At 63.6% G+C, this 23,914-nt stretch carries 23 protein-coding genes and 1 tRNA gene; 12 read left to right on the top strand and 12 right to left on the bottom strand.

The annotated features are described in order from the left end of the window. Positions 1–1,124: 1,124 nt before the first annotated feature. Positions 1,125–2,882, bottom strand: a complete 1,758-nt coding sequence (gene ggt, locus FQ775_RS08455; RefSeq protein WP_146301486.1) for a gamma-glutamyltransferase — start codon at positions 2,880–2,882, stop codon at positions 1,125–1,127. Then, positions 2,883–3,626, bottom strand: coding sequence for a lipoyl(octanoyl) transferase LipB (lipB, locus tag FQ775_RS08450; RefSeq protein WP_146301485.1), 744 nt, complete (start codon positions 3,624–3,626; stop codon positions 2,883–2,885). A 175-nt stretch (positions 3,627–3,801) separates the two neighbouring features. Here lipB and FQ775_RS08445 point away from each other — a divergent pair. The 4 genes from FQ775_RS08445 to mgtE all read left to right on the top strand — a co-directional run bounded on the left by FQ775_RS08445 (position 3,802) and on the right by mgtE (position 7,311). After that, a tRNA-Leu gene (locus FQ775_RS08445) sits at positions 3,802–3,886 on the top strand. 148 nt (positions 3,887–4,034) lie between these two features. Next, a complete protein-coding gene (locus FQ775_RS08440; protein WP_146301484.1) occupies positions 4,035–4,841 on the top strand; it encodes a hypothetical protein in 807 nt (268 codons plus the stop codon). Between the two features lie 113 nt (positions 4,842–4,954). Next, the gene (locus FQ775_RS08435) at positions 4,955–5,728 is read left to right on the top strand and encodes a hypothetical protein (protein WP_146301483.1); all 774 of its coding nucleotides are present in this window, start codon (positions 4,955–4,957) and stop codon (positions 5,726–5,728) included. Between the two features lie 161 nt (positions 5,729–5,889). Beyond that, the gene (gene mgtE, locus FQ775_RS08430; RefSeq protein ID WP_146301482.1) at positions 5,890–7,311 is read left to right on the top strand and encodes a magnesium transporter; all 1,422 of its coding nucleotides are present in this window, start codon (positions 5,890–5,892) and stop codon (positions 7,309–7,311) included. 7 nt (positions 7,312–7,318) lie between these two features. Here the strand turns inward: mgtE and FQ775_RS08425 are convergent, their stop codons facing one another. The 5 genes from FQ775_RS08425 to FQ775_RS08405 form a co-directional block, all read right to left on the bottom strand. After that, positions 7,319–7,744: a DUF6455 family protein gene (locus FQ775_RS08425; RefSeq protein WP_146301481.1), complete on the bottom strand. Its 426-nt coding sequence runs from the start codon at positions 7,742–7,744 to the stop codon at positions 7,319–7,321. Positions 7,745–7,890: 146 nt separating this feature from the next. Further along, the gene (gene rirA, locus FQ775_RS08420; protein WP_146301480.1) at positions 7,891–8,352 is read right to left on the bottom strand and encodes an iron-responsive transcriptional regulator RirA; all 462 of its coding nucleotides are present in this window, start codon (positions 8,350–8,352) and stop codon (positions 7,891–7,893) included. An 88-nt stretch (positions 8,353–8,440) separates the two neighbouring features. Then, a complete protein-coding gene (locus FQ775_RS08415) occupies positions 8,441–8,863 on the bottom strand; it encodes a cupin domain-containing protein (RefSeq protein WP_146301479.1) in 423 nt (140 codons plus the stop codon). Positions 8,864–8,917: 54 nt separating this feature from the next. Further along, positions 8,918–9,748: a phosphoenolpyruvate hydrolase family protein gene (locus FQ775_RS08410; protein WP_146301478.1), complete on the bottom strand. Its 831-nt coding sequence runs from the start codon at positions 9,746–9,748 to the stop codon at positions 8,918–8,920. A gap of 11 nt (positions 9,749–9,759) precedes the next feature. Further along, positions 9,760–10,971 carry a Tm-1-like ATP-binding domain-containing protein gene (locus FQ775_RS08405; RefSeq protein WP_146301477.1) on the bottom strand — a complete coding sequence of 404 codons (1,212 nt, stop codon included), beginning with the start codon at positions 10,969–10,971 and terminating at the stop codon, positions 9,760–9,762. Between the two features lie 83 nt (positions 10,972–11,054). Here FQ775_RS08405 and FQ775_RS08400 point away from each other — a divergent pair, with 83 nt between their 5' ends. From FQ775_RS08400 to FQ775_RS08370, 7 genes are all read left to right on the top strand, one after another. Continuing rightward, entirely contained in the window at positions 11,055–11,681 is a 627-nt protein-coding gene (locus tag FQ775_RS08400; RefSeq protein WP_167812852.1) for a TetR family transcriptional regulator, read from the top strand. Between the two features lie 382 nt (positions 11,682–12,063). Beyond that, entirely contained in the window at positions 12,064–13,374 is a 1,311-nt protein-coding gene (locus FQ775_RS08395) for an ABC transporter substrate-binding protein (protein WP_146301475.1), read from the top strand. 186 nt (positions 13,375–13,560) lie between these two features. Further along, on the top strand, positions 13,561–14,466 hold the full coding sequence (locus FQ775_RS08390) for a carbohydrate ABC transporter permease (protein WP_146301474.1): 906 nt from the start codon (positions 13,561–13,563) through the stop codon (positions 14,464–14,466). Positions 14,467–14,470: 4 nt separating this feature from the next. Continuing rightward, complete coding sequence (locus FQ775_RS08385) at positions 14,471–15,430, top strand: carbohydrate ABC transporter permease (protein WP_146301473.1); 960 nt, start codon at positions 14,471–14,473, stop codon at positions 15,428–15,430. After that, the gene (locus FQ775_RS08380; protein WP_146301472.1) at positions 15,427–15,672 is read left to right on the top strand and encodes a hypothetical protein; all 246 of its coding nucleotides are present in this window, start codon (positions 15,427–15,429) and stop codon (positions 15,670–15,672) included. Before FQ775_RS08385 ends, FQ775_RS08380 begins: the two co-directional genes overlap by 4 nt. Then, on the top strand, positions 15,669–16,778 hold the full coding sequence (locus FQ775_RS08375) for an ABC transporter ATP-binding protein (protein ID WP_146301471.1): 1,110 nt from the start codon (positions 15,669–15,671) through the stop codon (positions 16,776–16,778). The genes FQ775_RS08380 and FQ775_RS08375 overlap by 4 nt, the downstream gene beginning before the upstream one ends. A gap of 32 nt (positions 16,779–16,810) precedes the next feature. Continuing rightward, the gene (locus FQ775_RS08370; RefSeq protein WP_146301470.1) at positions 16,811–17,890 is read left to right on the top strand and encodes an ABC transporter ATP-binding protein; all 1,080 of its coding nucleotides are present in this window, start codon (positions 16,811–16,813) and stop codon (positions 17,888–17,890) included. Positions 17,891–17,925: 35 nt separating this feature from the next. Here FQ775_RS08370 and FQ775_RS08365 read toward each other — a convergent pair whose 3' ends face one another. Genes FQ775_RS08365 through FQ775_RS08345 form a run of 5 tightly spaced genes read right to left on the bottom strand, consistent with a single transcriptional unit; the run spans position 17,926 to position 22,413 of the window. Beyond that, positions 17,926–18,576, bottom strand: coding sequence for a glutathione S-transferase family protein (locus tag FQ775_RS08365; protein WP_146301469.1), 651 nt, complete (start codon positions 18,574–18,576; stop codon positions 17,926–17,928). Next, positions 18,573–19,568: a hydroxyacid dehydrogenase gene (locus tag FQ775_RS08360; RefSeq protein WP_146301468.1), complete on the bottom strand. Its 996-nt coding sequence runs from the start codon at positions 19,566–19,568 to the stop codon at positions 18,573–18,575. Before FQ775_RS08360 ends, FQ775_RS08365 begins: the two co-directional genes overlap by 4 nt. Beyond that, positions 19,561–20,295 (bottom strand): FadR/GntR family transcriptional regulator, encoded by a 735-nt coding sequence (locus tag FQ775_RS08355; protein WP_146301467.1) that lies wholly within the window; start codon positions 20,293–20,295, stop codon positions 19,561–19,563. The genes FQ775_RS08360 and FQ775_RS08355 overlap by 8 nt, the downstream gene beginning before the upstream one ends. 5 nt (positions 20,296–20,300) lie before the next feature. Next, positions 20,301–21,467: a mandelate racemase/muconate lactonizing enzyme family protein gene (locus FQ775_RS08350; protein ID WP_146302106.1), complete on the bottom strand. Its 1,167-nt coding sequence runs from the start codon at positions 21,465–21,467 to the stop codon at positions 20,301–20,303. 58 nt (positions 21,468–21,525) lie between these two features. After that, a complete protein-coding gene (locus tag FQ775_RS08345; protein ID WP_146301466.1) occupies positions 21,526–22,413 on the bottom strand; it encodes a sugar phosphate isomerase/epimerase family protein in 888 nt (295 codons plus the stop codon). Between the two features lie 442 nt (positions 22,414–22,855). Between FQ775_RS08345 and FQ775_RS08340 the strand changes: the two genes are divergently transcribed. Beyond that, positions 22,856–23,911: a sugar phosphate isomerase/epimerase family protein gene (locus tag FQ775_RS08340; RefSeq protein ID WP_146301465.1), complete on the top strand. Its 1,056-nt coding sequence runs from the start codon at positions 22,856–22,858 to the stop codon at positions 23,909–23,911. The last annotated feature ends 3 nt before the right edge of the window (positions 23,912–23,914 follow it).

Below are 23,914 nucleotides of genomic sequence, written 5' to 3'. Positions count from 1 at the left end.
GAGAGATCGGCTCGGCCTGTCGGCTGCCCGGCGAGCCCTTGCGTGTTCTGGTGACGACAGGCCATGAAGGCCGCGACGGCAGCTTCATCGAGCGCACGCTGCGACTTGACGATGTCACGGCAGGCGAGTGCTTTGCCGTGCGGGTCGAGAACGACAGTTCGCTCGATGGAACCTTCTGGCGACATTTCCGCGAAGAGACGCGGCTGGACCGGTTGGGCGGCATGACCCGCGTCACCATTCGTCAGAGCGACAGCTATCGCGGGCTTGCCTTCCTGGGCTTTCGCTTCTTTCGGCTGCGCCGCCGCACTGCCGGCCTGAAGCGGTGGCTGGAAACGGGGCGGCGACCGCAAAGCGGGTGGTTCGAACATCCGGCGACGCAGTTCGGCTTCGCGGCGCTTTCCACGCTGCTGCTGTGGCCGTTCTTCGGCCTGTCGGTTCAGGGTCTGGTGCTGTCGGCCTGCCTGACCGCGGCGGTGGCATTGCACGAGCTCGGTCATCTCGCCGCCTTTCGGGTGATGGGGCACCGGCGCGTGCGGATGATCTTCATTCCGATCCTCGGCGGGGTGGCGATCGGCGGGCGACCGTATGACAGCCGCTTCGAGGTTGCCTTCGTGGCGCTGATGGGCGCCGGCTTCTCGGCCCTGCTGGTGCCGGCGGCAATGCTTGCGAGCGAGGCAGCGGGTGCTGCCGGCATGCGCTACGCCGCTGCCGTCGCGGCGGTACTTGCCGCCTTCGTGGCGATCTTCAACCTGGCCAATCTGGTTCCGATGTGGCGTTTCGATGGCGGCCAGGTACTGCGCCAGATCTGCCGCGGCAAGCTGGCGCTGGCGCTGGCGGCATTTGCTCTTCTGGCTGCCTTCCTCGCGGTCGGGCTGATTGCCGGTTTCGCGCCGCGCGCGGTGCTTGCCGGCGGCGCCGTGCTGGCGTTGCTGAGTTTCATAACGGCGGGGCGGTCGGTGAAACCCCGCCACGAACTCAAGCCCGTTGCGGCCCTGGAGAGCGCCGCCATGGCCGCCGCTCTGGTCGCGACTTTCCTCATCCACGCCGCCGCCTTCCTCTGGGCCTGGGAGAAATATGAACGCTTCCAGGCAGCGCGCGAGACGCGGCCCGCGCTCCTCGCGGCCTCAGTCGCCGACGGCCATTCCCTCACGGCGCGGGTCGGCGCCACCTTCGAGCGTACCGTCGGCGCGCAAGGCGACGCCATGCAGTCCGGAATTGAGGTCACTCACCTCGACCTCGAAGCCCAGCGCGGTCAGGTCGTCGGCCAGCCGCTCGGCCTTCGTGCCGGCTTCGAGCTGATAGGTTCCGAAACGGTTGGTGAGGTGCGGCAAGGATATCGCCTGCTGCATGTCCATTCGCCAGTCGATCAGCCCGATCAGCGTCTTGGTCACATAGGGAATGATGTTGCTGCCGCCGGGCGATCCAAGCGCGTAAACGGGACGGCCGTCGCGCAGAACGATCGTCGGCGACATTGACGAGCGCGGCCTCTTGCCCGGCTCGACCCGGTTCGCCACTGCTGCGCCATCTGCTTCTGGCCGGAACGAAAAATCGGTGAGCTGATTGTTGAGCAGGAAGCCGGCGACCATCAGCCGGGCGCCGAAGGCGTTTTCGATCGAACTGGTCATTGAAGCGATGTTGCCCCGGTCATCGACGATGACGAAGTGCGTCGTCGACGGCATTTCAAGGTTCAGGCCCTCGATGCGATGCTCGGCCTTGTCCCAGGGCGGCTCGCCCGGCCGTACCTCGTCTTCGCCAAGCGCGGTCGGGCGGCGCAGCAGTTCGCCGCGTGAAGCAAGGTAATCGCGGTCGAGCAGGCCGGCCGGCAGTCGAACGAAGTCGCTGTCGGCGACGTAAAGCCCGCGATCGGCGAAGGCGAGGCGGGAAGCGTCGCCGATCAGCCGCCACGCTTCCGGATCATCGGGGCCGAGTGCGGCAAGGTCGAAGCCCTCCAGCATGCCGAGCGTCTGTCCGACCGCCAGCGCACCGGAGGAGGGCGGGCCCATGCCGCAAATGTCGTTGCCGCGATAGCCGACGCAGACCGCATCGCGCTCCCTGGCTTCGTAGGCCGCCATGTCGGCCATGGAGAGCGCTCCGGGATTGTCGGGGTGGCCGTTGACGGCCGTCACGATCGCCTCCGCGAGTCCTTCCTCGTAGAAGGCATCGGCGCCGCCCTGGGCGATGGCGCGCAGGCTCTTGGCGTAGGCGGGATTTGTCAGGGTCTCGCCCGCCTTGAGCGGGGTGCCGTCGGCATGGAAAAAGTAGGCGCGGGTCGCGGGCTGGCTGGAGAGCCGGGCAGCGTCGTAGACGATCATCGCCTCCAGGCGAGGAGAGACGGCGAAGCCGGTTTCGGCCAAGGTCGCCGCCGGTTCGAACAATTCGGCCCAGGGCTTGTCGCCGAAACGCGCATGAACCTTTTCCATCAGCCGCACGACACCGGGAACCCCGACCGAGCGGCCGCCCATCACCGCGTCGAAAAATTTCAGCGGCGCGCCGTCGCCATCGAGGAAGAGCTCCGGCGTTGCGGCCGAAGGTGCCGTCTCGCGGCCGTCAAACGTGGTGATCTTGCCGCTCTCTGCGTCATACCAGACCAGGAAGGCGCCGCCGCCGATGCCGGAGGACTGAGGTTCGACGAGGCCGAGCACGGTCTGGACCACTACCAGCGCATCCGCGGCGCTGCCGCCGTTGCGCAGGACCGCAAGGCCCGCCTCGGCGGCGATCGGGTTTGCCGCCGCCACCATGCGGGTGCGGGCAAGGACGGCCTGCCGCTCCGTGATGCCGGTTGCGGCTTCGGGTGCCACCGCGTCGGTAGCCTGCTGGGCCGCCGACGGCGCGCCGAGAAGCAACGTCGTGCCGAACAGGGCGGCGATGATTGATCGTGTCATTCACGCGCTCCTTAGCGAAAGTTCCCGCGGGACAGATTCGGCCGCGCCGAAGACGTCTTCGAACGACTGTTTCAGCGCGACATCGAGGTCGGCCATCGTGACCGGCAGGCCGAGATCGACCAGGCTGGTGACGCCATGCCCGGCAATGCCGCAGGGCACGATGCCGGCGAAATGCGTGAGGTCAGGTTCGACGTTGATGGCGATGCCGTGAAAGCTCACCCATTTCCGCAGCCGGATGCCGATTGCTGCGATCTTGTCCTCGGCTGGACGCCCACCCGGCAGCGGAGGCCGTTCGGGTCGCACCACCCAGACGCCGACACGGTCCTCGCGGCGCTCTCCCTTGACGTTGAAACGTGCCAAGGCGCCAATGATCCATTCTTCCAGCGCGCCGACGAAAAGGCGAACGTCCTCCTTGCGGCGCTTGAGGTCGAGCATGATATAGGCGACGCGCTGGCCGGGGCCGTGATAAGTATATTCGCCGCCGCGCCCAGCCGCATGGACCGGAAAGCGGTCCGGCTCAAGAAGATCCTCCGGGCGGGCGCTGGTACCGGCCGTGTAAAGCGGTGGATGCTCGACCAGCCAGACCAGTTCTCCTGCCGTGCCGGCGCGGATCGCTGCGGCGCGCGCCTCCATGAAATCGAGGGCTGTTTGGTAGCCGATCAGGTCCTGCTCGACGCGCCATTCCGCGGGCGCCGTGCCGGGAACGGGCAGGAAACGGTGGTCGAGATTCTGGCGGTCAGCCATGGCGGACTCCCTGACGCGACATATGGCGACAAACGGTGCCGAGGTAAAGCGGGGGGCTTTCGCCGTTGCCGTGAAGACCCCGGCGCGGCGCCGATTTTGGCCGCTCACGCCACTTGTTTCCTGACAGGCGATTTGCTAAACGCGCCGGGCCGGTTGCGACCGGCTTCTACCACGTGCGGTCGTGGCGGAATTGGTAGACGCGCAGCGTTGAGGTCGCTGTGGGGCAACCCGTGGAAGTTCGAGTCTTCTCGACCGCACCAGAATTTTACGACATCACTGACAATCCGAAGCCGGTGCCAGAGATTCGCGCCGGGCTTGAGCCGGCGCTATTTGCCTGCATGGTGGGCAAGCGACTATCGACGTCGGGCGATGCGGCCCTGTGCTGCCCGACTGGCCGGGAGACCGTGAATGACAAAGCCAGTGCTGCTCATCGCGATGCCGACGCAAGGCCAGATCGCCACCCCGACCGCCAAGTTCCTGATCGGGTTGACACAGGGGCTGGCGCGTCGCGGCGTTCCTTTCGGTTTCGAGACCTACGAATTCTCCGACATCGTTTTTTCGCGCAACCAGCTGATGTCGATCTTCCTGACCAGAACTCAGTTTACGCACATGCTGTGCGTCGATGGCGACATCTATGCCGACCCCGAAGCGGTCTGGCGCCTGATCGCGTTCGGCGTCGATTTCGCGGCCATCGCCTATCCGCAGAAGCACGCGCGCTGGAACCGGCTGCGCCAACTGATCGAGGCCGACGCACACTTGCCGAAGGCCGAGCGCACGCCGACCGAGACCCTGCTGAGTCGCGCCTGGATATACAACCACCAGAAGGCCGAGTTCGGCGGTGCCCCCTGGGTGCCGAAGAGGCGCGGCGGTTTCATCACGGTACCGGCGACCGGGACCGGGCTGATGCTTCTGAGCCGCGCGGTCCCCGAAACCATGGTGGCGAAGGGCATTGCCTCACGCAAGCCGCGACTCGAGCACGCCCCGATCCATAAAGGACTGGCCTATCACGACTTCTTCAGCCATCTGACCTCGCCCGACGGCGGCCTGATGTATGGCGAGGATCAGAGTTTTTGTATGCGCTGGACGCATTTTTGTGGTGGCGACATCTGGCTCGATACCGAGACCACCGCTGTCCACTACGGCACCAAAGCCTTTTCGGGCCGCTACGCCGATCTGCTGGCGGAAGACTTTCCCGCAATCGACGATGCTGACTAAAGCCTTGCGCTGCGGTTGTTTCTTCCAGGGTTGAATACCTTGTGAGCGACCTTGCGTCGCGCCGGATTCGAAGGTGAAATGCCGGCGAGGGGCTTCTGACGGGGGAGGGCCGCATGCGCTTTGCTTGGCATGCAATGCGGATCGGGTGTGTGCTGGCATTGGCGGTCGCCGGCTGCGCGCAACTGCCCAAGTTCCAGGAACGGGACTACATCAAGGTCGAAGCGCTCTTTTACACCGTCGAACAGGAGCTCTGTGAGGCTCTGGCGGAATTGAAGACGGAGCCGCGCATTTCCGAGCGGCTGCGCGAGGCGGGCATCACCGTTGAAAGCCAATATGCCAAGGTCACGGCGGGGCTGAAGCTGGAGCGCATCCTGGATACCGGTGGCAATGCCAGCCTGGTAATCCCGGTAGACTACGGTACAGCGGGGCTGGGCCTCGGGGCGATGCGCAGTCATGTCAACACCGTCGACACCACCGTATCGGTCTACTACCCCTTCACCGAGCTCGCCTGCTCCGGGGAGATTCCCAGTCCGCCGGAGCGCATTGCCGGCGGATTGGGCCTGCGCGAATGGATCCTTCAGACCACCGTGTCGCTGATCAACGTTCGCGAGACACCGGCCGCCTATTCCTACGAAATCTCGTTCGCCGTCATCACCGACAAGCGCGCGAGGCCGAGCATCACGCTCTCGACCTCGAACTTTTCGCTGATCGGCGGCGACCTTTCGCTGGGCGCGGCGCGCGAGTTGACCCACACGCTGAGCGTCACGATCCGCGACATCGCGCTCAACGAACCGGCGGGCACCGGCGGCGCAGGCGTGCCCGACGTCGTGCGCGATGCGCTCGACCGAGAGGAGAGCCTGACCATCCTGCGCCGCATCCGCGACTGACTTTCTTACGAATTCAGCGGATTGCAAACACGCAGGCTTTGTGTTCAGGCGCATGCCGCGCTAGTTGCTAGTGAGCGGACGCAGCGGGAACGGCGGGACACATTCCCTCCTTTCGCGGCTTCCGCGCGGACGGCAAGACGGCGCGAAAGCGGAGGCGGCTAGTGTCCGGCACGGAAGAGGAACAGGCGGTCGGCGTCGATCCCGAGGCGCCCTTCGATGCCGGCATCTACGGCGAGGACGGCATTCTGCGTGCCGATTACCTCGCCCATATCGGCGCGGCGATCGCCGACCGCGACACGCTGACGCTCAAGCAGGACATCCTCAAGCTTCACCAGTCCGAGCTTGGCGACCTCATCGAGGCCTTGATGCCCGAGCAGCGCCGCGCGCTGGTCGAACTGATGGGCGAGGATTTCGACTTTTCCGCCCTGACCGAAGTCGACGATGCCATTCGCATGGAGATCGTCGAGGATCTGCCCAACGACCAGATCGCGCTCGCCATGCAGGAGCTCGATTCGGACGATGCGGTCTACATCCTCGAGGACCTCGACGAGCAGGATCAGAACGAGATCCTGGCCAAACTGCCGTTCACCGAACGTATCAGGCTCCGTCGCGCGCTCGACTATCCCGAAGAGACCGCCGGCCGGCGCATGCAGACGGAGTTCGTCGCAGTGCCGCCATTCTGGACCGTCGGTCAGACCATCGACTACATGCGCGAGGACCAGAACCTTCCTGAAGAGTTCTCGCAGATCTTCGTCATCGATCCGACGTTCAAGCTGCTCGGCGCGGTGCATCTCGACCAGATCCTGCGCACCAAGCGCGCGGTCAGGATCGAGGAGATCATGCACGAGACCCGTCACGCCATTCCCGCGATCATGGACCAGGAGGAGGCGGCGCGCGAATTCGAGCAATACGACCTTCTGTCGGCTGCCGTCGTTGACGAGAACGAGCGCCTCGTCGGCGTCCTGACCATCGACGACGTCGTTGATGTCATCCAGCAGGAAGCCGAAGAAGATCTCATGCGCATGGGCGGTGTCGGCGACGAGGAACTGTCCGATACGGTCGCGGCGACCTCGCGCTCGCGCGCGCCCTGGCTGCTGGTCAACCTGGCGACCGCCATCCTGGCGTCGCTGGTGATCGGCCTGTTCGATGCCACCATCCAGGAGATGGTGGCGCTTGCCATCCTGATGCCGATCGTCGCGTCGATGGGCGGCAACGCCGCGACCCAGACCATGACCGTCACCGTGCGGGCCCTTGCGACCAAGGACCTCGACATCTACAACGCCGCCCGCATCGTGCGCCGCGAAACCATCGTCGGCCTCATCAATGGCGTGCTTTTCGCCATCGTCATGGGGGCCATAGCGGCCTTCTGGTTCGACAGTTCCGGCCTCGGCGGAGTGATTGCGGCGGCAATGATCGTCAACATGCTGGCGGCCGCGCTTGCGGGCATCCTCATCCCGCTCCTGCTTGACCGACTCGGCGCCGACCCGGCGATCGCCTCTTCGGTCTTCGTCACCACTGTGACCGATGTGGTCGGTTTCTTTGCCTTCCTCGGCCTTGCCAGGGTCTGGTTCGGCCTCGGCTAGGGGGCTCTCAGCGCTCCACGCCCGGAACTTGTGCGTTTGCGGCGAGGTCGTTGAACATCTCGGCGTTCGGACAGAAGACGAATGCGTTCTCGCGCGCCGTGCCGGAATCGAGTTCGCGCCGGCAGACACCTTTGCGGTCACATCTTGAGCACAGTATCTGGATATCGCGCATAAGGGCCGGGTCGCTTCGGCCAATCGTCCGCGGATCGAGGTCGAATACCTCCATCATGCGCTCCATCAGCGCTTTCGCGCCATGCCCGGACGAAACAACAGTGCGCAATTCGGTCGGAGACATCCCGCATTCGCGCGCAGTGGCGGCCAACAGGTCCGGGTGACGCACCGCCAGACTTCGCAGTTCGGCCATCGCCGCGCGGTGGTCGCGCCAGTTGCGGAACGATCGCACCAACGCCGATTTCAGCGTCTGGGTGTCCATGAGGCAGTCCTCCATGCAGGAAGACTATCCAAGTCGGGCACACTGCCACTTGACCTCGATCAACCGGCGCTGCCCGGTTCCCAAATATTTCCCACGAGGCTTTGCTTGGCCGCGATGGCGACCTTTCGATCGGGATACGACCGTAGTCAGTTCACCGCAATGCGGTTTTCGGGTATCTCTATCCCTAGCCGCGCCTGCATGGCGGGGCTGTCATTGACGAGGTCGGCGACAGAATGCCGTTCCAATACATGGAAGAAAGCTCCGAGCGCCTCGCGCAAGGCGGAGTTGAGGGCGCAGCTGTCGACCAATGGACACTCCGTGGCGTCGTTTTCGAAGCACTCCGCCATGGCGAAGCTTTCCTCGGTTACCCGAACGACATCGAAAAGGCTGATCTCGGCGGCGGGCTTGCCGAGCCGCACGCCGCCCTTGCGGCCACGCACGGTCTCCACCAGGCCGTTTTCCACCAGCGGCTGCAGGATCTTGAACAAAAACAGCTCTGATACGGAATAGGCGGCGGCGATTTCAGGGATGCGGCTCAGCCGTCCCTCATTGGCCGCGCAATACATCAGGATACGGATGGCGTAGTTGGTCTGGCGAGTGAGGCGCATATCGACCTTCTGATCTCAGGTTCGCGCGAACTTAGCGCGTTCCTTAGAACGATTCCAGTCTGATGACTTTCCAGTTCAACAAAAAGCGTCAGTTGCGTGAAGCCGCTGGTTCGAGCCGGAAGTCCGGCAGTTCGCGCAGCGCCAGTTCGGGCCCTGCCGGTGAATAGACGACAAAAAGCCGCATTGGGCCGTCGCCGGTATTGGTGGTCGAATGGAACCGGCTTTCGGGTACGTAGACCGTACAACCGGGGCCGACCTGCTGCACGACGGGGTTGCCGTTCTCGTCCTCGACCATCTGCTCGCCGGTCCCGGAGATGACGAAGATGATCTCCTCGGCGCCCGGATGATTGTGACGGGTGTGGCCCTGGCCCTTCTGGAGATCGACGACGCCGCCCGAAAAGCGTTCGGCGCCGTTGACTTCGGGTGCGACGGTGAGCGCCAGCCGACCCCAGTCGAAGACGAAGCTGTCGGCCTGTTTGGGGTAGACGAACATTCTCGATCGGTCGGTCATTGTGTTTCTCCCTCCTCGGTATGATTTAGGTGACCCTCGGGCCGCGGTGGCGGATCAGAAGGCGATCGCCTTGAAGCGGCGTGTCTGCTCGGCGAGCGCGGTCTCGACCGGCAGACGCTCCATCGAACTGGCGCCGTAGAAGCCGTGGCACGATTTTGCGCGCTTCAGAACGTAGTCGGCGTCGTCCGGCATCGCGATCGGCCCGCCATGGCAAAGCACGATCACGTCTTCGCGTTCGGCGCGGGCGGCTGCCGCTATGGCATCAATCTCGCCCACGCATTCGTCGAGCCCCTTGGCGGACGTGGCGCCGATCGAGCCGCCGGTGGTGACGCCCATATGCGCCACTATGATGTCGGCGCCAGCCTTCGTCATGGCGCGGGCCTCGTCGGGATTGAAGACATAGGGCGTCGTCAGAAGATCAAGCGCATGCGCCTGGGCGATCATCTCGACCTCGAGCCCATAGCCCATGCCGGTCTCCTCGAAGCTCTGGCGCATGACGCCGTCAAAAAGCCCGATGGTCGGAAAGTTCTGCACGCCGGAAAAGCCCATCGCTTTCAACTCGGCAAGGAATTGCGGCATGAGCACAAAGGGGTCGGTCCCGTTGACGCCGGCCAGCACCGGCGTCTTCCTGACCACGGGAAGAACCTCGACCGCCATCTCCTTCACGATCTCGTTGGCGTTGCCATAAGCGAGCAGGCCCGCAGCCGACCCGCGGCCAGCCATGCGGTAGCGGCCAGAGTTATAGATGATGATCAGGTCGATGCCGCCATCCTCCTCACCCTTGGCCGAAAGGCCGGTGCCCGCACCGCCGCCGACGATCGGTACGCGATTGCGCACCATGTCGTGGAGGCGATCTAGGATCTCGCGGCGCGGAATGGCTGGCATGAGGCGGCCTTCTAGCTGGTGATTTCGAGATAGGCATCGGCGAGCGCCGAGGCGAAGGCGGGATCGTTGATGTGTAACGGCAAGCGTATCAGTCGCCGGTCGCGGTTCCATTCGACGGAACGGTCAATGGCGTCGAACAGCGCCGCATCGGCCTCGGAGTCGAAGAACGGGGCCCCTTCGACATCGAGCGAGGAAACACCCTTCTCGGGAAGGAAGAAGCGCACCGGCCCCTCGCAGGCGTTGAGCTTGTCGCCGATCCATTCGCCGATGCGCAGGCATTCCCGCGCCGTGGTGCGCATCAGCGTCACGTTCGGGTTGTGGCGGTAGAAGTTGCGCCCCTCATAGGCCGGGGGGACAGTGTCCGGGGCCCAGAAATTGACCATGTCGAGAGCGCCGACCGAGCCGACATAGGGGATTCTGGTACGCGCGACAACGTCGAGGCGGTCATTGCCGGCGGCGAGGACGCCACCCATCAGCAGATCGCAGATCTCGGTCGTGGTGACGTCGAGGACTCCTTCCAGCATGCCGCTGTCGGCGAGCTTCTCCATCGTGCGGCCGCCGGTGCCGGTGGCGTGGAAGACCAGGCAGTCGCGCGTCGCCTTCAGTTGATCGACGATGGCGGTCACGCAAGGCGTGGTGACGCCAAACATGGTCAGCCCGACCGCCGGTCGCCCGTCGCCAGCGACCGCTGGCGATTGGGTCATGGCCACGATCGCCCGGGCCGCCTTGTCGAGCACCGCGCGGCTGATGCGATTGAGCCCGGCCAGATCAGTGATCGAGGGCATCATGACGATGTCGGAAACGCCGACATAGGGCGAGACGTCACCTGAGGCGAGCGTGGAGACCATCACCTTGGGTACCCCGATCGGCAGTGCGCGCATGCCGGCCGTGACCATGGCCGTGCCGCCGCCGCCGCCGATACCCAGCATGGCGCCGATGTCGCCGCGGCTTTCGACGAAGGCGGCGAAGGCCTCTGTCATGGCGGCGACGGCTCGGCCGCGGTCCGACGAGGCAACGTCGTCGGACGCGCCCGCCGGTCCGTGAGCCACGACCTCGGCCGCCGGCACGAACTCCGCGCCAGGAACATTTGCTTCGGGTGACGGGTCGCCGGTACCGAGGTCGACAAGCGTCACCCGGGTGCCCTCGGCGAGGATGCGCGTGGCGATGAACGCAAGTTCCTCACCCTTGGTGTCGGCGGTGCCGACGACGTAGATCCGTTTCATGCGCGGTACGCCGTTTCCGGCCCTGCCGCCGTTTCGGAAACAAGGCCATTGCGTTATCGATGAGACATGCGTATCATAATGATATGAATGTCTCAAATCAAGCAGATGTTGCGCCTGAATCCGAACGGGGGCCGCGTGCCCGGACCCGCCGGCTGATGCTGGAGAGCGCGGTGCGGCTGATGCAGAAGGGCCTCATTCCATCCGTCGCCGAGGTGGCCGAGGAAGCGGAAGTGTCGCGTGCCACGGCCTACCGGTATTTTCCGAGCCAGGCCGCACTGGTCTCTGCAGTGGTAGACGAGGCTCTGGGCCCGATTCTTGACTGGACGTCCGATGAGGCCGACGCCGGCGAGCGTGTCGACGACCTCCTGCGCACGTCGTTGCCGCGCATTGACGAGTTCGAGGCGACGTTCAGGGCGGCACTACGGCACGCCCTTGACGAGTGGGCCGGTCGTCAGGCTGGCGGCGACGGCGACGACGCACGGTTCCGCCGCGGTCATCGGATCGAACTTTTGCGCGATGCAGTCGCGCCGTTGGCCGACCACCTTCCGGGCAACGAGGCTGACCGTCTCGCCAAGGCGCTTTCGCTCATCTTCGGGGTAGAGACGCTGGTGATCCTGAAGGACATCTGGGGGTGCGATGCCGGCGAGGCGGCCGAGATTGCCCGTTGGGCGGCCCGTGCACTCGTGGCGGCCACAATGCGTGGAGATTAGGGTACGGTGTTGGCGATAAAGCTCCAATCTGGTCGGACCAAAATGTATCGTCGCGCGGCGAGCGGCATAACTAACTGGCTGTCGCGTGGCATCGAAGCATCGATCGTGCCATTTGCGGCGTCGCTGTATCGATTTGATTTCGCGCCAGGATTCGCGGCGAGTGCGCGACGGGAAAAAGGTGCTTGACCCGGTGGAGGAATTGGTACTACCAGATTGAAGGAGTGGTGCTTATCGACCCAACCGTTCCGTCGCGGACGAAAAGGTCGATTGTGCAGGCGAAAGGAGGTTCGCCTCGCTTCGGCATCATGCCAGATCGCCCCGGCAGACACCGGCGCGTGACGGATTGGACGCTTGGAAAGGCGCAACAGGGAGGAGCATGATCATGCGCAGAAAACTGGCCGGCATCGTTGCCGGCATCGGCTTTACGCTTGCCTGCGGAACGTCGGCGTTCGCGCAGGAATTGACCATCTTCTGGGCGGAGTGGGATCCGGCCAACTACCTGCAGGAGCTCGTGAACGAATATGAGGCCGAGACCGGCGTCAGGGTGACGGTGGAGACCACGCCCTGGTCGGATTTCCAGACCAAGGCCTTCACCGAATTCAACGCCCGCGGCGATGCCTATGACATGGTTGTCGGCGATTCGCAGTGGCTCGGCGCCGGCTCGACCGGTGGTCACTATGTCGACCTGACCGACTTCTTCAAAAAGCACAATCTCGGCGAGGTGATGGCTCCGGCGACGGTGAAATATTACGCCGAATATCCGGGCAATAGCGGTAAATACTGGGCGATCCCGCTCGAGGGCGACGCGGTCGGCTGGTCCTATCGCAAGGACTGGTTCGAGGACCCCAAGGAGATGGAAGCCTTTAAGGCGAAATACGGCTACGATCTCGACGTGCCGAAGACGTTCGCGCAGCTGCGTGACATCGCCGAGTTCTTCCACCGTCCCGACGAGAAGCGCTACGGCGTGGCGATCTACACCGACAATTCCTACGACGCGCTCGTGATGGGTGTCGAGAACGCCATCTTCAGCTATGGCGGCGAACTCGGCAACTACGAGACCTACGAGGTGGACGGCTACATCAATTCCGACAAGGCCGTGGCCGCGGTGGAAGCGTACAAGGAACTCTATCAGTTCACGCCTCCGGGCTGGGCGAAGACGTTCTTCGTGGAAAACAACCAGGCGATCACCGAAGGCCTGGCCGCAATGAGCATGAACTACTTCGCCTTCTTCCCGGCGCTGCTCAACGAGGCGACAAATCCGCACGCCAAGAACACCGGCTTCTTCGCCAATCCGGCCGGCCCGGACGGCGATCAGTTCGCGGCTCTCGGCGGGCAGGGCATCTCGATCGTGTCCTATTCGCAGAACCAGGAAGAGTCGATGAAATTCCTCGAATGGTTCATCCGTGCAGACGTACAGAAGCGCTGGGCGGAGCTTGGCGGCTACACCTGCCATGCAGCAACGCTGGAGTCGGAGGAGTTCCGCAACGCCACGCCGTACAACGAGGCCTTCTACCAGACCATGTTCAAGGTGAAGGACTTCTGGGCGGTGCCGGAATATGCCGAACTGCTGCAGCAGATCAACCAGCGCATCTATCCCTATATCGTCGGCGGCGAGGGAACCGCGAAAGAGGCGCTCGACGCCTTGGCAGCCGACTGGACGGAAACGTTCAAGAAGTACGACCGCCTGAAATAGGCGGATGCCGGGGAGGGGGCCTCGTGCCCCCTCCGTTCCGGCCCGTCCGCTTGCGAAGGCCGCGGCGTCCGCGTCCTTCGTAAACGGACGCTCAAGATGGCAAGGCCCGACGTTGCCGCGAAACCGTCTGTTTCGCTCACCGGCCGATAGCGTTAGGATGAAACCCGCTCTCAGGGGAGGAGAGTTTTGGCGACGGACGTCATTACCAGGCTGGATCCAGCATCACGGGCGGCCAGGCGCGGACTGAGCGATCTCACGATCCGCAACCTCTTCATCATCCCCACGATCCTGTTCCTGATCGTATTCAACATCTTCCCGCTGCTTTATTCGCTGGGCTACTCGTTCACCGATTTCCGTGCGTCGACCAACGCGCCGGCGAATTTCGTGGGGCTGCAGAACTATCGCGAGCTGCTCAACGACCCCTTCATCTGGAACAACTTCGTCATCACCGCCAAATACGTGATCGTGTCGGTGGCCGGCCAGGTGATTGTCGGTTTCGGCGTGGCGATGCTGCTCAACCGCGACATCCCCTACAAGGGACTGATCACCACGCTGCTGTTGTTGCCGATGATGCTTTCGATGGCCGTCGTGGGCCTCTTCTGGAAGCTGCTTTACGATCCCTCGTTCGGCATCATCAACTACGCGCTCGGGCTCGGCACCTTCGAATGGCTCGCCAATCCCGACATGGCGCTCTACGCGGTTGCGATCACGGACATCTGGATGTGGTCGCCCTTCGTGATGCTCCTGTCGCTTGCCGGCCTCTCCGCGGTGCCGAAGCATCTCTACGAGGCCGCGGCGATCGACCGGGCGGGGCCTCTCTATACCTTCTTTCGCATTACCCTGCCGCTAGTGGCGCCGATCCTGATGATCGCGATCATCTTCCGCACCATGGAGGCCTTCAAGACCTTCGATCTCGCCTACATCCTGACCAGCCAGCCGACGACCGAGGTGCTGTCGATCCGGCTCTACAAGATGGCCTTCCAGGAATGGCAGACCGGCCGTTCCTGCGCGCTCGCCTACATCATGCTGATCGTGGTTGTCGCGATCACCAACATCTACGTCAAATACCTCAACAAGGTGAAGGAGCGCTGATCGCATGGCCGCCGTCCGCACCCCCGCCGAGCGCGCTCTCAACCGGTTGGCGATCGTCAGCGTCCTGATCGTGACGCTGATCTTCCTGGCACCGATCTACTGGATCACGTCGACCGCCTTCAAGCCTCGTAACCTGGCGACCACCGTACCACCCACGGTGCTTTTCGAACCGGAGATCGCGCCGTTCGTGAAGCTGATGGTGCGCCGTTCGCAGCTGCGCCAGCCGCCAACCGAAGAGGAATATGCGGCCGCGCCGTGGTGGGAGAAGATCGTCTTCGACGACGGCGAGAAGATCGTGCGTTCGGGACGCGGCGAGGTGCAGCTTTCGGGCTACCCCGACCGTTTCATGAACTCCTTGATCGTTGCCATCACGTCGACTTTCCTGGCGGTCAGCATGGGGACACTGACGGCCTACGGGTTCTCGCGCTTCAAGGTCGCGGGCGAGCAGGACTGGCTGTTCTTCATCCTGTCGACACGCATGCTGCCGCCCGTCGTGGTGGCGATCCCGATGTTCCTCATGTACCGCGTCTTCGGGCTCACCGACACGCATGTCGGGCTGATCATCCTCTACACCGCCTTCAACCTGTCCTTCTCGGTGTGGCTGATGAAGGGCTTCATCGACGAGATTCCACGCGAATATGAGGAAGCGGCGCTTGTTGACGGCTACACGCGCATGCAGGCTTTCTTCAAGGTGGTGCTACCCGAGGCGGCGACCGGCATCGCGGCAACCGCGGTGTTCTGCTTCATCATCGCCTGGAACGAATACGCCTTCGCCCTGATCATGACCAACCGGCGGGCGCAGACCGCGCCGCCGTTCATCCCGAGCCAGGTCGGTTCCGGCCTGCCGGACTGGACCGTGATCGCGGCCGGCACGGTGCTGTTCCTGCTGCCGGTGGCGATCTTCACCTTCCTCCTGCGCAATCACCTTCTGCGCGGCATGTCCTTCGGAGCGATCCGGAAATGAGTTTTCGCAGCCTGAACCAAAAATTCTTCCTGCCGGGATCGGAAATCGTCATGATCTTCGGCATGGTGGCGCTCTGCCAGCCTTGGAGCCTGCTGCTCCACCGCTACGGACTGACCATCATCATTGTCGGTCTCGTCGGCTTCATCATCACCTCGCATATCGGTCCGGGCTCGATCGGTACCGACGAGGACGTCTCCGACGACGTCTTCGATGTTTCCGATCATCGCGAGGGCAAGGCATGACCCAGATCGAGCTTCGCGGCATCCAGAAGTTCTTCGGCGACGTCCAGGTCATCAAGGACCTTAACCTCGACATAGGCAGCGGCGAGTTCATCGTGCTGCTCGGCCAGTCCGGCTGCGGCAAGACGACGACCCTCAGGGCAATCGCAGGGCTCGAGACGATCGACGAAGGCGACATCCTGATCGACGGCAAGGTGGTGCAGCACATCAAGGCGGCCGACCGCGACATCGCCTTCGTGTTCCAGTCCTTCTCGCTCTATCCGCACATGACGGTGTTCGAGAACATCGCATTCCCGCTGCGTGCAATGGGACACAGCCGCGCCGAGATCGACAGCGAGGTGCGCGACGTCGCCAAGGTCCTGCGCATTTCCGGACTGCTCGACAAGCGGCCATCGGCGTTGTCGGGCGGCGACATGCAGCGGGTGGCGATTGGCCGCGCGCTGGTCAGGCGCCCCAAGGCGATCCTGATGGATGAGCCGATCGGTGCGCTCGACGCCAAGCTGCGCGAGGAAATGCGTTCCGAAATCAAGCGCCTGCACATCGAGCAAGGCTCGACCACGATCTACGTGACCCATGACCAGATCGAGGCGATGGCGCTCGCGGACCGCATCGTGATCATGCATGAGGGCATCCTGCAGCAGGTCGGCAGTCCGCAGGAGGTCTATTCGCACCCGGCCAATCTTTTCGTTGCGCAATTCGTTGGCAGCCCGGTGATGAATGTCGCCGATGTCTCGGTGAAGAAACTCAACGGCCACGCCGACGTCACGATGTCGGGGGCGGAGAAGGGTTTCGCCTTCCCGCAGGAACTGCTTGCCAGGCTGGACGGCGCCGGGGCCAAGGTCGACGGGATCAAGCTCGGCATCCGCCCGGAAGGGATCGAAGTGGCGCTGGACGAGCGCGACGGGTATTTGCCGCTGGAAGCGCATCTGATCGAACCGCTCGGCTCGCACGACATTGTCGACCTTCAGGTGGGCGACGAGTTCGTGCGGGCGCGCACCCGCTCCGGTTTTGTCGCCGCGCCGGGCACGCGTGTCTTTGCACGCATGGATCCGACGCAGGCCCATTTCTTCGATGCCGCGTCGGGCTCCTCACTCGGTGTCCGGCTATGATCGCCATCACATTTCTCCGGATCACCTGAACCATGGCCCGTATCCAGCTGAAGAACATCACCAAGAAGTTCGGCGCGCATACCGCGTTGAAGAAGCTCGACGTCGACATTGCCGATGGCGAGTTTTTTGTGCTTCTGGGCGAGACCGGGGCCGGCAAGACGACCACCTTGCGGGTTGTGGCGGGACTCGAGAAACCGACCGCCGGGGACGTGTTGATTGACGGCGAAAACGTCAACGAGTGGGGACCGGCAGAGCGCGACGTCGCGCTTGTCCTGCAGCAATATTCGCTCTACCCGCGCTATACCGTACGCGAAAACCTGGAGTTCCCGCTCAAGTCGAAAATCCGCAACACGCCGCGCTCCGAGATCGACGAGCGCGTGTCGCGGGTCGCCAAGGTACTCAGGATCGAGCATCTCCTGGAGCGCAAGACCGACAAATTGTCGGGCGGCGAAATGCAGCGTGTGTCGATCGGGCGTGCCATCGTGCGCGAGCCGCGCGTGTTTTTGATGGACGAGCCGCTGTCGGCGCTCGATGCCAAGCTGCGCGAGGCGCTCAGGACCGAACTCAAGAACCTGCAGATGAACCTCGGCGCGACCTTCCTGTTCGTCACCCACGATCAGGTCGAAGCGATGTCGATGGGCGACAAGATCGGCGTGCTCAACGAGGGCCGCCTGGTTCAGGTCGGCACGCCGCAGGAAATCTATGGGCGGCCGCGCGACACCTTTGTTGCCCGCGCTGTCGGTTCGCCCCCGATGAACCTTTTCGACGGCAAGGTCGAGGGCAGCAATGCGGCGTTGGAGGGCGCGGGCTTTTCCCTGCCGCTTCGCGCGGCGCCGAACGGTGCTGTTGCTGGCCGCGAACTCGTCTTCGGCATCCGGCCGGAAGATGTCCGGCTCGAAGGAGCGGCTCCCGGGGAGGCCGTCATCCATGATATCGAGGATCACGGCGTGGAAAAGATCCTGACGATGCGGGCCGGCGAAGCTCTGCTCAAGGCGACGGTGCCGGCGCAAACGCGGGTTGCCTATGACGAGAAGGTGCGCTTCGGCTGGGATGCCGACAAGGTGCATATCTTCGAGCGCGGATCGGGCGCGAGCCTCGCCTATTCTGCCTAGCTAAGACTACCAGTCGTCGTTTCGTGATGTCTCGGCTATCGGCCGCGACGGGATCCCGGCAGGCCGGGGTCCGTGGCCTGCAGGCTGTCGCGGTGTCGGAAATCTTGCCACCAGCCGTCGAGGCCCGGATAGCGACGCAAGAGCTCGGCTCCCTCCGGCGCAGCCGTGAAATAGGCAACCATAGGCGCCAGATGCATGTCCGCCAGCGTTACCTGTTCGCCGTTGAGGAATGGGCGTTCGGCGAGCGCCTCCAGTGCGGCGATGACCTTCTCCGAGGCGGCAAGGCCGCTGGCGACGACAGCTTCGTCCGGCGCTTCACCGGCCGCGGTCCTGAAGACGCGGTGTGCAAAGACCTGTCGCACCATCGGCCAATAGCCGTAACTGTCGACCACCGCGATGATCTGGTTCATGCGCGCGCGTTTTCGGGCGTCCATTGGCTGGAGCATCAGTTTCGCGAACGCCTCGTCGAGGTAGCGGGTGATGGCCGCCGTTTCGTAAAGGGCAAAGCCATCATGGATCAGCGCTGGCACGCGGCCGAAAGGATGGAGTTGGAGATAGGAACTCGGAACGTCGTCGGCGAAGGGATCGACTTCGACATAATCATAAGAGACCCGCTTTTCGGCCAGCACCATCCGGACGATGCGCGTGTAGACGCTGTAGTGGTAGCCGTGAAGCGTGAGCGTCATGGGCGGCCCAAAGGAAAGCGCTGGCGGTAGCTGCTTTCCACTTCAGGATTGCAGAAATTGACCGGCAGGTCGCCGGCGAGAACACGCAAAGTCTCCTCTACAGCGCCGAGCCCCATGCGGGCCATGCTTTCCTTGGTGATGCCGGCCATGTGCGGCGTGACGATCACGTTGTCGAAAGAGAAGTAGGGATGGTCGGCTGGCAGCGGCTGTTCGGCAAAGACATCGAGCGCCGCGCCGCCGATGCGGCCATCGCGCAGCGCGGCGACCAGCGCATCGTCGTCGATGACAGGGCCGCGCGCGACATTGATGATGATCGCTCCGGGCTTCATGCGCGCGATGCGGCGGGCGTCGATCATGCCGCGGGTCTCGGGCGTCAGCGGACAGCAAAGGACGATGATGTCGGCCTCGCCAGCCAGGTCGTCGACATCGCGATAGGGAATGGTATCCGGTACGCTGCGCGGATTGCGGCTGTTGGCGATGACGTCGAGTGCAAAGCCCTTTGCCGCGATCTCGGCAACGGCGTGTCCGATATGACCCATGCCGACGATACCGATAGTGCGTCCGGAAAGCTCATTCGTCGCTGTTGCATGCGACCGTCCGGCAAGCCAGCCCTGGGTTCTCAAATCACGATCGACCATGCGGAAGCGGCGAAGCAGCGCCATCGCGACAAACAGCACATGCTCTGCGACCGAGCGCGCGTTGACGCCTGGCACATTCGCGACGATGACGCCTGACTTCGTCGCCGCCTCGACCGGGATCATGTCGAGGCCGGCGCCATGCCTCACTGCGGCCCGCAGCCTTTTCGCTCGATCGAAAAGGGCAGGGGGCAAGTTTGCCCGCACGATGACGATATCGGCGTCCTCGGCCTCGCGCGCCAGCGCCTCGAAGTCGAGCGCGGAAGCGATTTCGAGACGTGCCACGCCCTTCAGCCTGGCCTCGGCCGCAGGGTGTAGCGGGTGGGTTGAAAAGACGAGGGGATCGCGATCAGGCATTCTCGAGCAGGGGATCAGGTTTGGTCGGTCCTGAACCATCGACCGGGGTGCCGCGCTCGATCAAGCCCTTCCAATAGCTTTCCGCGCCCTGCAGATGGGCGCTCATCAGAGCCTGGGCAAGATTGCCGTCGCGGCGCACCAGGGCCTCGAAGATCTGCAGATGCTCGGCGTGCGATCTGCGCCCGCGATCGGGATCGCTGAAATAGATCGGCAACCGAGCCTCGCCCATGACGTAATAGACCGAGCAGACCCGATAAAAGACGCTGTTCTTGGTCGCGCGAACGATCTCCAGATGGAAGTCACGGTCTTCCTTGTTGAGAGGCTCGCCGGCGCTGAGGCGCTCTTCCGAGCGCGCGAGGATGGCACGCAGCGCCTCGTAGTTCTCCTCGGTGGCGCGCTCGCAGGCGAGTTCGGACGCCTTGATCTCGTGGATCTTGCGCAGTTCGACGGCCTCGTAGATCTGGACGGGGTCGAGCGGCAGCCCTGCGCGGGCGAACAGCGCCAGCGCCTCGACGCTGGCCCGGCTCTGCGTCAGGTATATTCCCGACTTGGCCCGGCGCTCGACGATCTGCATGGCTTCCAGGATGGCCAATGCTTCGCGTATCTGCCCCCGGCTGACGGAGAAATGCTCGGCGAGCTCGCGCTCGGACGGGGTGCGGGCGGTTTCTGCGTCGGTATGCGCAAAAAGATAGGCAGCCAGGTCGGCGAGCAGGCTTTTGTCCGTCATTTCCGTCAGTCCACTGCGTGCTTCCTCACATAATCCTCGGATACCGTAAAGCCCAGTCCGGGAGCGTCCGGCACGGCGATCATTCCGTCTTTGACGTCGATGTTTTCTTCCACGAGGTCATGGATCATCGGGTTGGCGCCAAGCGAATATTCGATGATGAAACTCGCCGGCGACGCGGCGCAAAGATGCAGGCCGGCGAAGAAACACGGCGCGCCGGCCCAAAGATGGGGCGCCAGCCGCAGGTTGAAGGCAGACGCAAGACCGGCGATCTTCCAGCCCTCGCTGATGCCGCCGCAGAAGCCGAGGTCGGGCTGGAAGATGTCGACGGCGCGCAGGACCGCCAACTCGCGGAACGAAAAGCGCGTCGTTTCGCTCTCTCCGGCAGCGATCGGGATCGAACACGCGGCGCGCACCTCCGCCATGCCGCGCTTGTCGTCGGCGATCACGGGTTCCTCGAACCAGGCGATGTCGCAATCGCTGGTCATGGCCGCGAAACGCTTGGCATCGCCGACCGTGAAGGTGCCGTGTGCATCCACCATGATGCCGATGTCGGGTCCGAGTGCCTTGCGCGCGGCGCGTACGCGCGCCGCCGAGATGTGCGGGGCGCCGTCCATGGCGCCAACGCGCATTTTCACGGCCTTGAAGCCACCTTTTTCGACATAAGAGGCCAATTGTTCGCCGATGCCGTTGACATCGGCCCAGCCGCCGGAGGCATAGGCGGGAAGCCGGTCCGCCTTGCGGCCGCCGAGCAGGCGCCAGACCGGCGCGCCGAGATGTTTGCCAAGGATATCCCACAGTGCCATGTCGATGGCGCTGATGGCAGCCAGCGCGTGGCCGCGCCGGGCAAGCTGCGGCATGGCATGGCCCGCTTCGGCGGCGGTACGATGACGGACGCCGTTGTAAAGATACTCCCAGATCACGCCCGGCTCGCGGGCGTCGCGGCCAACGATCGCCGGGCCGAACTCGCGATTGATCAGATGGACCAGCCCGGCATAAGAACCCGCGCTGCCGGCGGCATTCTTGCCTTCGCCCCAGCCAACAATGCCGCCTTCCGCCTCGACCCGGACGATGGCGGAATCGAAGGTCGTGATCTGGCCGAAGTCGCTCCGGTGCTGGCGGCTTTCCTCGATGGGTATGCGCACCCACCATGCATCAACACGCGCTATACGCATCGTCATCCCCGCGCCTTTCCCGCACATCCCGGGAAAGGCTCAAGCCCGTGCAGCCGACCTAGCGGATCAGCGGCAGAAGCGTTTCCGCCGTGATGCGCATCTGGTCGGTGTAGAATTGCTCGGTGAGCACGCTGGAGCCGTGGTCCTGAATGAACTTCAACTGCTCGGGCGAAATGTCGACCGGGTTGCGCTCCACCATTTCGGGATAGCGATTGGCCGGCGTGCGATCGACCGGAGCGACGAACTCGTTGGTCAGCGCGCCGTCGTAACCGACGTCCTTGAGAATGCCGACGAGCTTCTTCCAGTCGATCGTGCCGAGGCCGGCGGCGAACCGGTTGTTGTCAGCGACATGGAAGTCGAAGAGGCGCTTGCCGGCCTTGCGGATCGCTTCCTCGACATCGAACTCTTCCATGTGAATATGGTAGGCGTCGAGGCACACGCCGCATTCCGGGCTGACGGCATCTGCCAGCGCAAGCGCCTGCTCACCGCGATTGAACAGATAGGTCTCGAAGCGGTTGAGCGGTTCCACCGCGACCCGCACGCCGACCTTCTTGGCGTGGGCGAAGCACTCGCGGGTCGCATCGACGACCCATTCCCACTCTTCCTCCTCGGTGGCGTCGGGCACCACCTTGCCGACCGTCGCGGGGACCAGAGTGATGATCTCGCCGTCGAGTTCGCTGACCATGGTCAGCACATCCTTGACGTACTGCACCGAGCGCTCGCGCTGCCCCTGATCCTTGGCCGCGAGGTTGCGTTCGCCGAGCATCAGGGTCACCGCGCCCCAGCAGCGGATGCCGTGCTCCTTCAAAAGGGCCCGTGTCTCATTGGTCTTGTACTGCTCGGGCTCCCCCGAAATCTCGATGGACTCGTAGCCGAACTGCTTGATCCGCTTCAGCGTCACGTCCAGCGGTTCGGCGCGCATCCAATTGTGCGTCGAAAGGTGCATAGTCTGTCCTTCTCCAAAATCGCTGCGAACGCAGCGCCGGCCCGACGCGCGCTCTCCTCCCTCGAAGCGGCCTGGATGAGCCAATCTGGTTGGACCAATCAGACGCTTTGATTTTTCTAACGGATTTCGGTTGGGCCCGCAAGCACGTGCGATGTGATGACGAATGGCGAGATATAATCGTATGAAAAACAATCGGTTGTATGCTTATCGGCAATCCCGGTATGAGATTTCTGCTCAAAAGCGGTCGCTTGACGCGTTTCGTTTTTTTGGTATTACCAGACTGGCCGGGGCGGGCGACGGATGTTCAGCCATGCGGGCGGAACTCCCGGGCCGGCATGGCTGGACAACCGCCCCGCCCGGGTGACAACGTTCCTGCCGACGCAGAGAGAATGAGCGCGCGGCGATCCGACCGGACGTAGCGTGCCGACGGGAGGAGGATTTCATGCCGACGACGATCAAGGGGCCTGCCATTTTCCTGGCGCAGTTCGCAGGCGACGAGGCGCCGTTCAACTCATTGCCCTCGATCGCCAAGTGGGCCGCCGGCCACGGCTACAAGGGCATCCAGATACCGAGTTGGGACGGGCGCCTGTTTGATCTGAAGAAAGCCTCGGAATCAAAGGCTTATTGCGACGAGATCAAGGGCGTGTGCGCCGATGCGGGCGTCGAGATCACCGAGTTGTCGACGCATCTGCAAGGGCAACTCGTTGCCGTTCATCCCGCCTATGACAGCGCCTTCGATGCCTTCGCGCCGGCAGAAGTGCATAACAATCCGAAGGCGCGGCAGGCCTGGGCCGTCGAGCAAGTGACGATGGCGGCCAAGGCGTCTCGCAATCTTGGTCTCGACGTGTCGGTCTCGTTCACCGGCGCGCTGGCATTCCCCTATCTCTATCCTTGGCCGCAAAGGCCGGCGGGGCTGATCGAGGAGGCGTTCGCCGAACTCGGCCGGCGCTGGAAGCCGATTCTCGATGTCTACGACGAAAACGGTGTCGATGTCGGTTACGAGATCCATCCGGGCGAGGATGTTTTCGACGGGGCAACGTTCGAGATGTTCCTCAAGGCCGTCGGCGGCCACAAGCGTTGCGCGATCAATTACGATCCCTCGCATTTCGTTCTGCAGCAGCTCGATTATCTCGCCTTCATCGATATCTATCACGAGCACATCAAGGCCTTCCACGTGAAGGATGCCGAGTTCAACCCGACGGGGCGCCAGGGCGTCTATTCGGGTTACCAGGGTTGGGTCGATCGCGCCGGGCGGTTCCGTTCATTGGGCGACGGTCAGGTTGATTTCTCGGGCATCTTTTCCAAGCTTACGGCCCACAATTACGACTCCTGGGCGGTGCTGGAGTGGGAGTGCTGCCTGAAGCATCCGGAGGACGGAGCGGCGGAGGGCGCACCCTTCATCGAGCATCACATCATCCGCGTGACCGAGCGCGCCTTCGACGATTTCGCCGGCGGCGAAACCGACAAGGCGGCACTCAGGAAGATGATGGGCATCTGAAAG

Origin of the sequence: Nitratireductor mangrovi, assembly GCF_007922615.2 — a bacterium.
Classification (GTDB): domain Bacteria; phylum Pseudomonadota; class Alphaproteobacteria; order Rhizobiales; family Rhizobiaceae; genus Mangrovimarina; species Mangrovimarina mangrovi.
The sequence above is the reverse complement of the archived record's forward strand: the minus strand, read 5'-3'. Positions and strand labels throughout refer to the sequence as shown.